13 protein-coding genes and 2 tRNA genes are annotated in these 13,850 nt (G+C 57.2%); 2 read left to right on the top strand and 13 right to left on the bottom strand.

The genetic code is table 11. The annotated features are described in order from the left end of the window. Positions 1-58: 58 nt before the first annotated feature. From FHX76_RS12635 to FHX76_RS12625, 3 genes are read right to left on the bottom strand one after another with little or no spacing between them, the layout of a single operon-like run. Positions 59-694 (bottom strand): anthranilate synthase component II, encoded by a 636-nt coding sequence (locus FHX76_RS12635; RefSeq protein ID WP_167151146.1) that lies wholly within the window; start codon positions 692-694, stop codon positions 59-61. Beyond that, positions 695-853 (bottom strand): hypothetical protein, encoded by a 159-nt coding sequence (locus FHX76_RS12630; protein ID WP_167151144.1) that lies wholly within the window; start codon positions 851-853, stop codon positions 695-697. Between the two features lie 2 nt (positions 854-855). Further along, positions 856-1,686: a class E sortase gene (locus FHX76_RS12625; RefSeq protein WP_243848792.1), complete on the bottom strand. Its 831-nt coding sequence runs from the start codon at positions 1,684-1,686 to the stop codon at positions 856-858. Positions 1,687-1,751: 65 nt separating this feature from the next. On the opposite strand from FHX76_RS12625, the gene FHX76_RS12620 reads away from it, so the two are divergent. Further along, positions 1,752-2,024: a cell division protein CrgA gene (locus FHX76_RS12620; protein ID WP_167151142.1), complete on the top strand. Its 273-nt coding sequence runs from the start codon at positions 1,752-1,754 to the stop codon at positions 2,022-2,024. Between the two features lie 257 nt (positions 2,025-2,281). Here the strand turns inward: FHX76_RS12620 and FHX76_RS12615 are convergent, their stop codons facing one another. Next, entirely contained in the window at positions 2,282-3,199 is a 918-nt protein-coding gene (locus FHX76_RS12615; protein ID WP_167151141.1) for a rhomboid family intramembrane serine protease, read from the bottom strand. 9 nt (positions 3,200-3,208) lie between these two features. Then, positions 3,209-3,718 (bottom strand): peptidylprolyl isomerase, encoded by a 510-nt coding sequence (locus tag FHX76_RS12610; protein WP_167151139.1) that lies wholly within the window; start codon positions 3,716-3,718, stop codon positions 3,209-3,211. Positions 3,719-3,969: 251 nt separating this feature from the next. On the opposite strand from FHX76_RS12610, the gene FHX76_RS12605 reads away from it, so the two are divergent. After that, on the top strand, positions 3,970-4,485 hold the full coding sequence (locus FHX76_RS12605) for a DNA/RNA helicase (protein ID WP_167151137.1): 516 nt from the start codon (positions 3,970-3,972) through the stop codon (positions 4,483-4,485). A 539-nt stretch (positions 4,486-5,024) separates the two neighbouring features. Here the strand turns inward: FHX76_RS12605 and FHX76_RS12600 are convergent. The 8 genes from FHX76_RS12600 to dnaN form a co-directional block, all read right to left on the bottom strand. After that, positions 5,025-5,097 (bottom strand) — tRNA-Ala (locus FHX76_RS12600). 52 nt (positions 5,098-5,149) lie between these two features. Beyond that, positions 5,150-5,223, bottom strand: a tRNA-Ile gene (locus FHX76_RS12595). Positions 5,224-5,319: 96 nt separating this feature from the next. Then, the gene (locus FHX76_RS12590) at positions 5,320-5,730 is read right to left on the bottom strand and encodes a DUF3566 domain-containing protein (protein WP_167151135.1); all 411 of its coding nucleotides are present in this window, start codon (positions 5,728-5,730) and stop codon (positions 5,320-5,322) included. Further along, positions 5,720-8,269: a DNA gyrase subunit A gene (gyrA, locus tag FHX76_RS12585; RefSeq protein ID WP_167151133.1), complete on the bottom strand. Its 2,550-nt coding sequence runs from the start codon at positions 8,267-8,269 to the stop codon at positions 5,720-5,722. The genes FHX76_RS12590 and gyrA overlap by 11 nt, the downstream gene beginning before the upstream one ends. A 103-nt stretch (positions 8,270-8,372) precedes the next feature. Then, entirely contained in the window at positions 8,373-10,361 is a 1,989-nt protein-coding gene (gene gyrB, locus FHX76_RS12580; RefSeq protein ID WP_167151131.1) for a DNA topoisomerase (ATP-hydrolyzing) subunit B, read from the bottom strand. Between the two features lie 121 nt (positions 10,362-10,482). After that, a complete protein-coding gene (locus FHX76_RS12575; protein WP_341777946.1) occupies positions 10,483-11,058 on the bottom strand; it encodes a DciA family protein in 576 nt (191 codons plus the stop codon). Further along, positions 11,058-12,332, bottom strand: a complete 1,275-nt coding sequence (gene recF, locus FHX76_RS12570) for a DNA replication/repair protein RecF (RefSeq protein WP_167151129.1) — start codon at positions 12,330-12,332, stop codon at positions 11,058-11,060. Before recF ends, FHX76_RS12575 begins: the two co-directional genes overlap by 1 nt. Positions 12,333-12,393: 61 nt before the next feature. Next, positions 12,394-13,536: a DNA polymerase III subunit beta gene (gene dnaN, locus FHX76_RS12565; protein WP_167151128.1), complete on the bottom strand. Its 1,143-nt coding sequence runs from the start codon at positions 13,534-13,536 to the stop codon at positions 12,394-12,396. Positions 13,537-13,850: the final 314 nt, after the last annotated feature.

Raw genomic sequence — 13,850 nt, 5'->3', positions numbered from 1 at the left:
AACGCTCATAGGAGCGTGTTTGTGCCCTCTGACGGGTTATGAGTGGAAGCAGTTCAGCTTAGGCGCTCATGAGCGGGCTGAGCGTGGTCGCCTTCAGCCCCGCGCCACGGAGACCGGCAACTTCGAGCCAGTTGCCAAGCATGTTGTATCCGCCCTCGGTAAGCACCGACTCTGGGTGGAACTGCACACCGTACACCTCAGCATCACGATGCCGAAGGCCCATGATGACGCCGGATGCGGTCGCTGAGTTCACCACGACGGTTTCGGGAACGGTGTCGGTAACAACCGCAAGCGAATGGTACCGAGTCGCGGTGAACGACACCGGAACGCCGTCATAAAACTGACTGCCGTCGTGCGTGACGGTCGATACCTTGCCGTGCATGAGCTCGTCCGCATGTGTCACGGTCGCACCCATCGCCTCGGCGATTGATTGGTGTCCGAGACACACACCCAGTAGCGGAGTGCCCGTAGCTATGGCCGCGTGGACCATCGCGATGGATACGCCAGCGTCGGCCGGCGCACCCGGACCGGGCGAAAGAAGCACACCGTCGTATCCCTCGAGCGCTGCCTGCGCATCCTCCGGAGCAATCGTGTTATTTCGCACAACCTCGGTATCTGCGCCAAGCTGCTGCAGATACCCGTTGAGCGTGTAGACAAAGCTGTCAAAATTATCGATGACGAGGATGCGCGTCATCTATTCGCCGACCGTTGATCCTGGTTCGGGAAGGAGCGTCGACACCCACGGGTACACAAAGAAGAAGAGGCAGTAAACCACGGCCGCGACAAGAATGAGCGACTCAATAATCTTGAGCCAGACTGGTCCAGGGAGCAGTCGCCATATTGCACCGTACATTGCTAGCCCTTCACATTCGGGTTGAGGTCCATGAGTTCTTGTGGTGGCCCATCACTGAGCGGTTGGAACGAGTCGAAGACCGCGTAACTAATCACGCGCTCCTCGCTTCCTGCAAGCTTGGGGTGACACGTGGTCATGGTGAGGAGCCGGTCGGTGACCTCAACGCCTTCGAGTCGCGGGAACGGGTTCAGCACGTCAGACTGAGTAGGCAGCACGTATTCAAGCGCGCGGAAGCGGTACGTGTACCAGCCGACCGGGGTCTCAACGAAGATGGGGTCGCCAACGCGGAAGTTCATGATCTCGCGGAACGGAGTTGGAGCCCATCCTGATCGGTGGCCTGCCATGGCAAAGTTGCCAAGTTCTCCGGGCTGCTGCGTCTTCTCGTAGCGTCCAGTGCCAAGATCCGGCACGTTAAGGACTGTTGGCAGGTCGGTGGTTTCACCAATCGTTGACTGGAAGTTGTCACCAAACGCTGGCACGTAGAGAACACCCATTGGCTGACCGGGGTCAACCTTAGCTGGAATAGGAATCTCACCATCGTATGCAGGAGCCTGCGTCTCAGCTTGGTCGCGCCACTGCGAACTCACGGTCTGGGATGCCTCGCGCTGCTTGTCTGCAACAACCGTCGCTGACCACAGTGGCTGCCAGATGATAAAGCCAAGTACCAGCACGCCGCCGGTAATGAGGATTTCACCGAGCACGCCGGTCACGGTTGTCTTGCGGCGTTTGACGCGGTTTTTGGGTCGACGCCGAGCCTCGTATGGCTGCTCTGAGGCAGCCATGAGGTCATCGAGCGGCGAAGATGCGCTCGGTGTAGGGGGTTCACTGGCCATTCCATTATTGTAGGTGGTTTCGCCTGAATGCCCGGTGAGTTAATTTATTGGCTAAACTCTTAGCTATGGCAGCATCCAAAGAGGTCAGTAAGAAGAAATCGTCGGTCGAGAAGGCCAAGTCAAAGGCACAGCCATTGGCTCCAGACGAGCAAGCGCCCAACCCGGTTTGGTTTAAGCCGGTGATGTTTGGTTTCATGCTGCTCGGCCTGATCTGGATCATCGTGTTCTATCTCAGCGGCAGCCTGTGGCTGCCGGTACCGGCACTTGGCCAGGGCAACATCTTCGTTGGCTTCGGCATCATGTTTGTCGGATTCTTGATGACAACACGCTGGCGCTAGTCTGCCCCGTCCCTATCCCAAGAACCTTTCCACAACTCGTTGAATTACATTGGTGTAGTTTTCCCCAACTGTGGAGAAGATTGTGGATAACTTAAGTGGATAACTTTATTCAGACGCTGACGGGCTAGCCCGAGAAGCAATCAACGACTGAGATCCACGAAGGACACCCCGAACAGACACGAAGAGCCTCGCACCACACGGTGCGAGGCTCTTCTGTTGTGTACAGACTTGTGAACAGCCTGTGGAAAACTTCTGCGTTACACGCTGACTTGGAGGGGCGACCAGACAAAGTAGGCAAAGCTCAGCGCAATGAGGACGGCCGACCAGGCAATCATGAGCCCGAGCTGCAGCCACTTTTGTGACGGCTTGCGCGTATTCAGGTAGATGAGCCCAATGACGACACCACCGATGAAACCACCAACGTGCGCCTGCCACGCAATGTTGGTGCCTGGCATAAAGCTGATTCCAAAGTTGATGGCCAGCAATACCAGGAGCTGCGTGACGTTTGACCCCAACTTGCGTTGGACAATGAGGAACGCCCCCATGAGACCGAAGATGGCACCGGATGCGCCAACAACAGGAGTCCGCAGGTAATCGATATTCATGTAGCCGGAGAGCAAGACCATGACGGAGCCAGCAAAGCCGGCCACAAGATAGAGAGCGGCAAACCGAAGTTTGCCAAGGAATGATTCGAGCATTCGCCCGAAAATCCACAGGGTGTACATATTAAACACAATGTGGAGAAGGAACCCCGTCGAATGCGCAAACATCGATGTGATCATGCGCCATGGCTCAAACCCAAACTGCGCTACTCCGGCGGGGAAGGTGTCGCCCGGAAGGCTGTACAAGGGCGCGTACCACAGTGCCTGCGTAACCAGGCCGCCCGTGAGCCACTGGAACAGGTACACGACCGCACAAATGGCGATAATGCCGTAGGTGATGACGGGTTTGTCTGATGCAAGAACCCGGCCAACCCGCTGAGAAACCGGGCGCTGTTTTGGTTGGCCCTGCTTCAGGCACTCAGGGCAGATGACGCCAACCGGTGCCTGCGTTTGGCAGTCGGTGCAGATTGTTCTGCCGCAGCGTTGACAGAGTACAAAGCTCTGGCGAGACGGATGCCGGTAGCATGTGTCCGAAGATTTCTCCGGCACCCGCTCGCCATAGCTTGCACTCATGAATAAAACCTAGACCGCTTCGATCGTGACGCTGTTGATGACGACGTCGTCAACCGGCTTATCTGCCCCGCGCGTTGGCACGGCCGCGATTGCGTCGACAACTGCCTTCGAGGCGTCGTCGGCTACCTCGCCGAAGATCGTGTGCTTGCCACGCAGCCAGTCGGTGTCACCAACCGTGATGAAGAACTGCGAACCGTTGGTTCCGGCGAGCTTGCCAAACGAGTCGGGACGCTTGCCAGCGTTAGCCATTGCAAGGATGTAGGGCTCGCTGAACCCGAGCTCTGGGTGAATCTCGTCGTCGAAGGTGTATCCGGGGCCGCCAGTGCCCGTACCTGTTGGGTCTCCACCCTGAATCATGAAGCCAGGGATGATGCGGTGGAAGATCACGCCGTTGTAAAAGTCTTTTTCGGCGAGATCGGTGAAGTTCTTTACCGTCTTCGGGGCGTGGTCACCAAACAGGTTGATGACAATCGTGCCGTGGTTAGTGTCGAGGGTTGCTACTGCAGTGTGTTGAGCCATGGCTCGATTCTACTTGCGGACCCGGACAAATGCCGGTCTCGACGCTGGGCGGCGATCACCTGTCAGCGAACATCCCGTTGGCGACTTTGTTTGCACCAAACGAGAAAACGGGCAATCAGGGTGTGAACACGGTGGGAGTGCGCAAAGAGCATGGCGACGCTGATGCCATGAGGACGTGATTCGGTGTAGCGTTGAATTATTAGGCGTAGATGCCCATCAACAAGCGCCGATTAGAAGCGGAGGAACCCACTGTGTCGCTCTCACGCAAGCGCAAACGCGAACTTAAGAAGCTCAAGTCGTACGCAGAAGACGTACTCAACGATCAGAAGATTGTTCTCGATCGTGCAAAGGACGTCATGCTCGAAGCAGGCGTTCAAGCAAAACACCTGTCAGACGAATACGTTGCCCCAAAGGTCAACGAAGCGTATGACACCGTTCGACCAACGGTCGATCGGGGCGTTCGCAGCGCACGCCAGGCAGCGGAGACCATCCGTCGCACCGCGGCACCCGCTGTGACGGCCGCCCTCATCAGCGCAGTAAATGCGCTCGAGGCTGCAGACAGCCCCCGCGCTCGTCGCGCCTCCGACAGCCTTGTGAAGCTTGGCGATCGCGCCGGCCTCAAGGTCAAGCAGCCGAAGCGCCGCTCAGCAGGAAGCTTCTTCGCCATCGGACTCGGCGTCGCCGCGGCTGTTGGTGTTGGCTATGCCCTGTGGCAGACCTTCCGCGCTGATGATGAGCTCTGGATCGCGGCCGACGACGCCGAATAGACCTCAACGTCGGCGGCACGCGCGAGTAGAACTCGTAAATCGCCGCCTGAGCGAGTTTTAGAACTGAACCCACCCTCCGGGGTGGGTTCAGTCGTTTAATGCGCCAAATGCGCCGTACGCGCCAGGTGTGGGGAGTGTTGTGTCCAACGATCACCACCCAGTCGTTTTTATAGGATGCCCATGCGGTGCCAGCCCCCATCCAGTAATTCCATACGCATGCCTGTAACCCCCAAGGACACACAACATCATGCTCCCCCTGACCCAACCATTGCGGTTGACGATCGGCGGCGGGAAATCCACCGCCCTCCGCGAAAAATAGGGTGGATTTCCCGCCGTCGATTGCGGGTGGTGGAATGTTCTGGGTGGTGGGGAGTGACTCGAACATGGGGGCGACTAAACAGGGGCCACCAACAAGGGGTGACTAACACAGGAGGCCGCCAGCATGGGGCCACTACATGGGGCGCCAACAGGGGCCACAAGCGCTGAGGCCGCATACGCAGAAACCCCGCCACTTGGGCGGGGTTTCTGTTTCTTTCCTGTGGAGCCTAGGAGAATCGAACTCCTGACATCCTGCTTGCAAAGCAGGCACTCTACCAACTGAGTTAAGGCCCCTTACGGGTGAGCCGCATTTCAAGAACGCAACCGTTCTATCATACACACTCTGTGGGGCTACCAGGACTTGAACCTGGGACCTCTTCATTATCAGTGAAGCGCTCTAACCACCTGAGCTATAGCCCCGTTGACCACGAAGAAACATTACCGGATTTTTCGCAGAAGTCACAATCGAGACAGCAACTCTGCGAAAAACCGCGGAATTTCTAGGGGAAAACTTTTTTAGCTGCTGGTGAATCCCAGCTGGAATCCGCCCGTAATCTTCACAATGAGGTTGTAGATTACGGCGGAAACTGCACCGAGAGCTGTTCCAACAATTGTGTTAAGAACAGCAACGATGATGGCAAATCCCATCACCTGCGCGAGTCCAAGGAAGCTCATGAGGTTGTATTCGTCTCCTGAGACGATCTCCATGAACAGCTCGTTGACCTTGTCAAAAATTCCCGTCTGGCTCAGCACCATATAGACGAGGAACGTCGCAACGACCATGATGATGGCCGCGCTCAGGGACAGGAGGAACGAAAACTTGACCGCAGACCAGAAGTCTACGTAGACGAGCTTGAGTCGAACCTGCTTGGCTGGCGCCTTCTTGCGGGATTTATGCGCGAGCTTATCAGCGACACTATTGCTCATCCGTTACGTCCTTCTCTGTTGCATCCGTTGCTGGGCCACCCTCGGCGTCTTCAGCATCGGCATCTTCGGTCTCGAGATTACGTTCTGAATTTCGAGCGATTCCAATAATACGATCGTTGTCTGGGAATCTCGCAAACACGACGCCCATGGTGTTTCGGCCCTTTGCGGGAACCTCAGCAACCGCAGAGCGCACAACTTTACCACTCGCGAGCACAACCAAGACCTCGTCGGTCTCGTCGACGATGAGACCGCCAACAAGGTCGCCACGGTTTTCGTCGAGCTTTGCAACCTTCACGCCGAAGCCGCCGCGGTTCTGGACACGGTATTCGTCTACTGACGTGCGCTTGGCGTATCCACCCTCGGTAACCACAAACACAAAGGCGTCGTCGGCAACCGGGCTGGCATCGAGCAGGTGATCGCCCTCACGGAATCCCATGCCCCGAACGCCACTCGTTGAGCGGCCCATCGGGCGAAGGGCGGTGTCGTTTGCCGTGAAGCGAATCGACATGCCCTTACGCGACACCAGCAGGATGTCCGAATCGTCGTTAGCCAGCAGGGCAGAAACGAGCTCGTCGCCCTCGCGAAGCTTGATGGCGATAATGCCACCGGAGCGGTTGGTGTCGTACTCGGTGAGTGCAGTCTTCTTCACGAGTCCATCACGGGTCGCGAGCAGCAGGTACTGCGCGGCCTCGTAGTTTGGAATGTCAAGAATCTGCGTAATCTGCTCGTCGGGCTGCAGTGCAAGAAGGTTTGCGACGTGCTGACCCTTCGCGTCGCGGCCGCCCTCTGGGATCTCGTAGGTCTTTGCGCGGTATACGCGGCCAGAGTTGGTGAAGAACAGCAGCCAGTGGTGCGTTGTGGTCACGAAGAAGTGCTCAACGATATCGTCAGCGCGCAGTTGGGCGCCCTTGACGCCCTTGCCGCCGCGGTGCTGGCTGCGATAGTTGTCGCTGCGCGTGCGCTTGACGTAGCCACCACGCGTCACCGTCACCACCATCTCCTCTTCAGGGATGAGGTCCTCGATCGACATGTCGCCGCCGTAACCCATCATGATTTCGGTGCGGCGATCGTCGCCAAAACGCTCAACGATCTCGGTGAGCTCTTCGCTCACGATCTCGCGCTGGCGAGCCGGCGTCTCAAGGATGTGGTTGTATTCCTTGATCTTTTCTTCAAGCTCCGTGGCTTCTTCAACGATCTTCTGGTGCTCAAGAGCGGCCAGTCGGCGCAGCTGGAGGTCGAGGATTGCGCGGGCCTGCAGCTCGTCAACCTTGAGCAGGTCCATAAGTCCGTCGCGGGCTTCCTCAACGGTGGGGGAGCGGCGGATGAGGGCAATAACCTCGTCGAGCGCATCCAACGCCTTGAGATACGCGCGCAGGATGTGCATGCGTTCTTCAGCCTTGCGAAGTCGGAACTTCGTGCGGCGAACGATCACTACGATCTGGTGGGCAACCCAGGCGGTGATAAAGCCGTCGATGGGCAGGGTGCGAGGCACGCCATCCACAATCGCGAGCATGTTGGCGCCAAAGTTTTCTTGCAGCTGCGTGTGCTTGTACAGGTTGTTCAGTACAACCTTGGCAACCGCGTCGCGCTTGAGCACAATCACGAGGCGCTGGCCGGTGCGACCACTCGTCTCGTCGCGAATGTCGGCGATGCCACCGATCTTGCCGTCCTTGACAAGGTCGGCAATCTTGATCGCCAGGTTGTCAGGGTTGACCTGATATGGCAGCTCGGTGATGACAAGACACGTGCGGTTTTGCAGTTCTTCAACGCTAACAACGGCACGCATCGTGATCGAGCCGCGGCCCGTGGTGTAGGCATCCTTGATGCCCTGTGTGCCAAGGATCTGGGCTCCCGTTGGGAAGTCTGGTCCCTTGATGCGCTCCATGAGAGCATCAAGCAGCTCGTCGCGGCTCGCCTCCGGGTTCGCAAGGTGCCACAGGGCACCCTCTGAGACCTCACGCAGGTTGTGTGGTGGGATGTTGGTAGCCATTCCAACCGCAATACCAACGGATCCGTTGACCAGCAGGTTGGGGAAGCGGCTTGGCAGCACCGCAGGCTCTTGCGTGCGACCGTCGTAGTTGTCCTGGAAATCAACGGTATCTTCGTCGATGTCGCGAACCATTTCGAGGGCAAGGGGCGCCATCTTGGTCTCGGTATACCGGGGGGCAGCAGCGCCATCGTTACCGGGCGAACCGAAGTTTCCCTGGCCAAGTGCGAGCGGGTAACGGAGGCTCCACGGCTGCACAAGCCGAACGAGCGCGTCGTAAATGGCGCTGTCACCGTGCGGGTGGAACTGACCCATGACGTCGCCAACCACACGGGCGCACTTCGAGAATGCACGGTCTGGGCGGTAACCGCCGTCGTACATCGCGTAAATTACGCGGCGGTGTACGGGCTTCAGCCCGTCACGAACCTCAGGAAGAGCTCGTCCAACGATCACGCTCATTGCGTAGTCGAGGTAGCTGCGCTGCATTTCGAGCTGCAGGTCTACCTGGTTGATCTTGCCGTGGTCGTGTGCTGCTGTGATTTCTTCTGCCATGTCTCTTCTCACTCGTCACTAGGGGTCGAGTCGTGTATTCCAAACGATCAGGTGGGGGAGTGGATGTCGGGGGCCCTTCGTGGGTCCAGCATCCGTAGCCCGTCTAGATGTCGAGGAACCGCACATCCTTCGCGTTCTGCTGAATAAATGTTCGACGGCTTTCCACGTCTTCACCCATGAGGGTGGAGAAAATGGTGTCGGCTGCTACCGCGTCGTCGAGTGTGACCTGCAGCAGCGTGCGGGTCTCAGGTGCCATCGTGGTTTCCCACAGCTCCTTGTAGTCCATCTCGCCAAGACCCTTGTACCGCTGAATTCCGTTGTCTTTCGGGATGCGTCGGCCTGCGGCCTGTCCCTTGACCAGACGGTCGTCGCGCTCTTCGTCGCTGTACACATATTCGTGTTCGGCGTTTGACCACTTGAGGCGGTACAGCGGCGGCTGGGCCAGGTAGACGTACCCCTGGTCGATCAGCGGGCGCATGTAACGGAAGAGCAGCGTGAGCAGCAGGGTGGTGATGTGCTGACCGTCAACATCGGCGTCGGCCATGAGAACGATCTTGTGGTACCTGGCCTTTTCCGGATCAAATTCGTCACCGATTCCCGCACCGAAGGCAGTGATCATTGCCTGAACCTCGGCGTTTCCGAGTGCGCGATCGAGGCGCGCCTTCTCAACGTTGAGGATCTTGCCTCGCAGCGGAAGAATGGCCTGCGTCTCTGGGTTGCGGCCCTGAACGGCTGAACCGCCGGCCGAGTCACCCTCAACAATGAAAATCTCAGAGATTGACGGGTCTTTCGACTGGCAGTCTTTGAGCTTTCCTGGCATTCCGCCGCCCTCAAGCAACCCCTTGCGGCGCGCGGTTTCGCGGGCTTTTCTGGCTGCCATACGGGCGGTTGCTGCTTGAACGGCTTTACGGATAATTTCTTTGGCCGCGATGGGGTTACGACCGAACCAGTCGCCGAGCTGATCGCCCGTTACCTTCTGAACAAATGCCTTTGCCTCGGTGTTGCCAAGCTTGGTCTTCGTCTGACCTTCAAACTGGGGCTCGCCGAGCTTAATCGATACGACGGCGGTGAGGCCCTCGCGCACGTCGTCGCCGGACAGGTTGTCGTCTTTTTCGCGAAGGATATTTTTCTCGCGCGCATACTTGTTGACGAGTGTCGTCAGCGCAGCGCGGAAGCCCTCTTCGTGGGTTCCACCCTCGTGAGTATTGATCGTGTTTGCGTAGGTGTGCACGCTCTCGGTGTACGAGGTCGTCCACTGCATGGCAACCTCAAGAGCAATCTTCTTCTCTGGGTCTTCAAGCTCAAACGAGATAATCTCTTCGTTCACGATGTCGGCGCGCTTGGCTTTGTTAAGGAACTCAACGTAGTCGACGAGGCCCTTCTCGTAGTGGAAGACATCGCTGCGGGGCTTTGGCTCTTCTTCGCCCTCTTCAACCTCAACAACGCGCTCGTCGCTGAGAGAGATGCGCAGACCCTTATTTAGGAACGCCATCTGCTGGAAACGGTTGCGGAGCGTGTCGTAGTCGAACTCAACCGTCTCAAAGATGTCTGGGCTTGGCCAGAAGGTAATGGTTGTTCCGGTCTCGTCGGATGCCTCGCCCTTTTCGAGCGGTGCGTCGGGAACACCAATGCTAAAGCGCTGGCGATAGACGTTACCTTGGCGTCGGACCTCAACCTCGAGGTTGGTTGACAGGGCGTTCACGACGGAGCTACCAACACCGTGCAGACCACCGGAAACCGCGTATCCGCCGCCGCCGAATTTTCCACCGGCGTGCAGGATGGTGAGAACGACTTCAACCGTCGATTTCTTCTCGACCGGGTGGATGTCGACGGGGATGCCTCGACCGTTGTCAACAACGCGAACGGCGCCGTCTTTGAGGATCGTGATTTCGATGTGATCACAGTGACCGGCAAGCGCCTCGTCAACCGAGTTATCAACAATTTCGTAAACGAGGTGGTGAAGACCACGCGGCCCGGTAGAGCCGATGTACATACCCGGGCGTTTGCGTACCGCCTCGAGTCCTTCAAGAACCTGGATATCTCCGGCTCCGTATTCGTTTTCAGTCTGATCCGGTTTAGCTTCGGGACTCATATAGAAACGTTTCTCCTGACATGGAACATCCGACTGTTAACCCTATCAAGTTAAGCTGAGAATTATGGGCTATTCGGCCCTCTAAGGCCCGTTTATTTCAACGGTGACCTATTTTGTGTCCTTAGCCGTAGGTATCGCGCGGACCGCGCCCTGGAACTGATCTGAAGCCATGTTTCCAGGATGGTACGTCGGGGCCGATGAAACGTATCGATTCCACCTTTGCATCTGGGTACTCGTTCGCGAGGCGCTCGAGGATATTTGATCGCATCAATCGGAGCTGCGTTGCCCACGCTGTCGAATCACACTGGACCATAAGCACACCGTCGGCAAGGTCAACGGCCGTCGCGTGGTCGGCAAGCTCAGGCCCAACCACGGCCGGCCATCCAAGCAGGACTTCAGATTGCGAGAGCTGAGGTGACCATCCCAGCTGGTCGGTGAGGTTCCCAAGCGTTGAGCCGAGGGAATGAGGATCTCGCCCTTTCCCGAATGGAACGGAATCGCTCGGATCAATCGTTCGAGCGTTGCGCCGCTTTTGTTGCCTCCGACCCGACCAAACTTCTTTGAGATGCAAGTAGAGGCGTGTCGGTTCGTCATCGTCGTGCGCCGGTACCGACGTCGACGGGCGTGCTGCTGGCACTGTATCGTCGTCGCTTCGGTGCGGGGCATTCTCTTCGCCAGGTAGCTGCTGGTTCGACACTATTGACTCTCAACCGTTGGATCACCAATGATGGTCGATGCAGCGGCCGCCGACCCGGCCGGCTGACCAATCTGCTGCGGACGCATCCCCTCGTGTGCCGATTCAAGAATCGAGCCACCGTGGATATGCACAGTGTTCCACGTGAAACCATCCGGAACATCGTCGGCAACCGCAGCGGTGACGATGACCTGCTCGTATGTTGAGATTGCGCTCAAGAGGCGCTCGCGTCGCCGAACATCCAACTCGGCAAACACGTCGTCGAGAATGAGAACGGGGTCTCCTGTGTTACTTCGTTCTCGGACTCGCTGGGCTGAGGCAAGGCGAAGAGCAAGCGCATACGACCAGGATTCACCGTGGCTCGCGTAGCCCTTGACGGGAAGACCGTTGAGTTCAAGAAAGAGATCGTCACGGTGCGGCCCAACAAGCGTAATCGCCCGATCAATTTCTTTGCTTCGCAATTCGCGAAGCGCCGCCCGAAACCGATCGGCCGTTGTCTGAACGGCCAGATTGGTTGGCGGCTGGATCGAGGAAGCCTGGCTGGATGCAGACCCCGATTGGCCGTCCGAATCGATCGCACCATCAATGCTGCGAATGATGGTCAGCGTAGGGGAGTGGTCGTCGTGGGCGATGTGCTCATACGCGCGGCGAACGGGGTCGGCGAGCTCGCGGATAAGCGCCGTTCTCGCATCGATAATTTCGGAACCGAGCGCAACGAGCCGCTCATCCCATACGTCCAAGGTTGAGAGCTGATCGGCCTTCATACCAGTAGCGCGCGCCGATTTGAGGAGCGTGTTTCGTTGTTTAACGACGCGATCATAATCCGAAAGGACACTGATCATGCGTGGGGAGTCGGCAATAATCCGCTCATCCATAAACCGGCGCCGAAGCGAGGGGTCACCCCGAACGATACTGAGATCTTCTGGAGCAAACAGGATGCTCGAAAAATAACGGGGCAATTCCCGAGGCTTACTTGGCCCGCGATTTACCTGCGCGCGGTTCGCCCCAGACCTATTGATCTGCAGTTCGAGCAAGACGTCTCGCTCGAGATGAGCAATACGCATTCGCACAATCGCCGAGTCGCAGCCCTTACGAATAAGGGCTTGGTCTCCACTCACTCGGTGGGAAGTCAGTGTCGAAAAATAGCCGATCGCTTCGACCAAGTTGGTCTTTCCCTGGCCGTTGCGACCGACTAACAGGTTCGGTCCTGGCCGCAACGCGAGTTCGGCGGTCACATAATTGCGATAATCAGCAACGCTGAGGTGCGTGACTCTCATGTGACCTCGCCAACTCCGGTTCGTATTGCGCCGATTTGTTCCAACCCCGGCCTGAACCCAACTATCTCAGCAGGAGGTTTGGCTGCAACAGATACTTGTAGCTGTCGAGCCCTGCCTCGTCGCGACTGGTCTGGCTCGTAATGAGCACTGGGCCAGGCTTGTTTGGGTTGTCAGTTTTGGTAAACGAAATGCGAGCGTATTCAGAGTGAGCTGAACGCAATCCGTCAAGCAAGAACTGTGGCTTCAACGAAACGACGGTGTCGTCACCGACCAAGTGAACATCAATTGTCTCGGACGCCTGTGCGGCCTCAGAGCCGGCTGCCTCAAGCGTGACGGTTCCCTCTCGGAAGCTGAAACGCAGCGCTGCCTCGCGCTCAAGCACAAGCCCAACACGGTTGGTCGCTTCGATGAGGTCGTTGGTATTAACAACCGCATAGTTTTCCACGGTTTCGGGAAAGAGCCTGCGAACGGGAGGGAAATTGCCTTTGATCAGAAGCGATGTAACCGTCTTGTTGTCGGCAGAGAAGGAGATGAGCTCGCGCTCATCCTTGCTCACAATGGCGACAGAAACGGTCTTGCTGTGAGCAAAGGTCTTGCCAACCTCGGTCACAATTCGCGCTGGAACCAGAGCAGTAAGTTGCTCAGCCGCGATGGTGTTTTCCCAGTCGATCTCTCGGACTGCTACGCGGTAGCGGTCGGTTGCGATGAGTCCAAGATTGTTTTCGGTGATCTCAAACTGCACACCCGTAATCACCGGAGTGACATCGTCTTTTGAAGCGGCAAGTGAAACCTGCGCAATTGCGGTCGCAAAATCGTCGCCGGGAACCAACCCAGAAACGGTATCCACCTGGGGAACCGTTGGGTATTCGTCAACAGGCATTGCTGGAAGGCTGAAGGATGCCGAACCACATTTGACTTGGATGCGACCATCAACCGTTGAAATCACAACGGGGGCCTGAGGAAGTTTATTCGCAATGTCGTTGAGCAGTCGACCCGATACGAGGGCTCGTCCGCTTTCCTCAACATCAGCAACAACCTGGGTTCGCGCCGAGACTTCGTAGTCAAATGACGACATCGTGAGTGTTGAACCGTCGACCTCGATAAGGGCACCGCTCAGCAGCGGCAACGTCGTGCGTTGCGGCAATAGCTTGACAACGAAGGACACAGCTTCGCTGAAGACATCGCGGTTGACAGTAAATTTCACTCGGAACCCCTACATGGTGTTGATAGAAATGGGCACCATCATCTTTGCATATTCGACACGGTCGAGGGAGCCTGCCGATTTTTGGGTGCCAATTGTGATTCGAATTTGACCCGTCAAAATGACAACTTTCTGTCACCCCTCCACAGAGTTACAAGAATTTGTTATCCCCAAGAAGCCTGTCGTCGCGGGATTTTTGTAACTCGTTTCCACACCGCTTGTGGATAACTTTTGTGGATTTCACTTAATCTGTTGAAATCGGGCCCTTGCTTGTGGAAACGATTCCGACACGCCGTAGCCGTTTTTACAGCGGAATG

The sequence above is a fragment of the Lysinibacter cavernae genome (genome assembly GCF_011758565.1).
Taxonomy (GTDB): Bacteria; Actinomycetota; Actinomycetes; order Actinomycetales; family Microbacteriaceae; genus Lysinibacter; species Lysinibacter cavernae.
This window is presented reverse-complemented; position numbering and strand designations above follow the sequence as displayed.

Coding starts and splice junctions, on each gene's coding strand:
- FHX76_RS12635 (WP_167151146.1), bottom strand. CDS start 694: ATGACGCGCATCCTCGTCATCGATAATTTTGACAGCTTTGTCTACACG.
- FHX76_RS12630 (WP_167151144.1), bottom strand. CDS start 853: ATGTACGGTGCAATATGGCGACTGCTCCCTGGACCAGTCTGGCTCAAG.
- FHX76_RS12625 (WP_243848792.1), bottom strand. CDS start 1,686: ATGGCCAGTGAACCCCCTACACCGAGCGCATCTTCGCCGCTCGATGAC.
- FHX76_RS12620 (WP_167151142.1), top strand. CDS start 1,752: ATGGCAGCATCCAAAGAGGTCAGTAAGAAGAAATCGTCGGTCGAGAAG.
- FHX76_RS12615 (WP_167151141.1), bottom strand. CDS start 3,199: ATGAGTGCAAGCTATGGCGAGCGGGTGCCGGAGAAATCTTCGGACACA.
- FHX76_RS12610 (WP_167151139.1), bottom strand. CDS start 3,718: ATGGCTCAACACACTGCAGTAGCAACCCTCGACACTAACCACGGCACG.
- FHX76_RS12590 (WP_167151135.1), bottom strand. CDS start 5,730: ATGAGCAATAGTGTCGCTGATAAGCTCGCGCATAAATCCCGCAAGAAG.
- gyrA (WP_167151133.1), bottom strand. CDS start 8,269: ATGGCAGAAGAAATCACAGCAGCACACGACCACGGCAAGATCAACCAG.
- gyrB (WP_167151131.1), bottom strand. CDS start 10,361: ATGAGTCCCGAAGCTAAACCGGATCAGACTGAAAACGAATACGGAGCC.
- recF (WP_167151129.1), bottom strand. CDS start 12,332: ATGAGAGTCACGCACCTCAGCGTTGCTGATTATCGCAATTATGTGACC.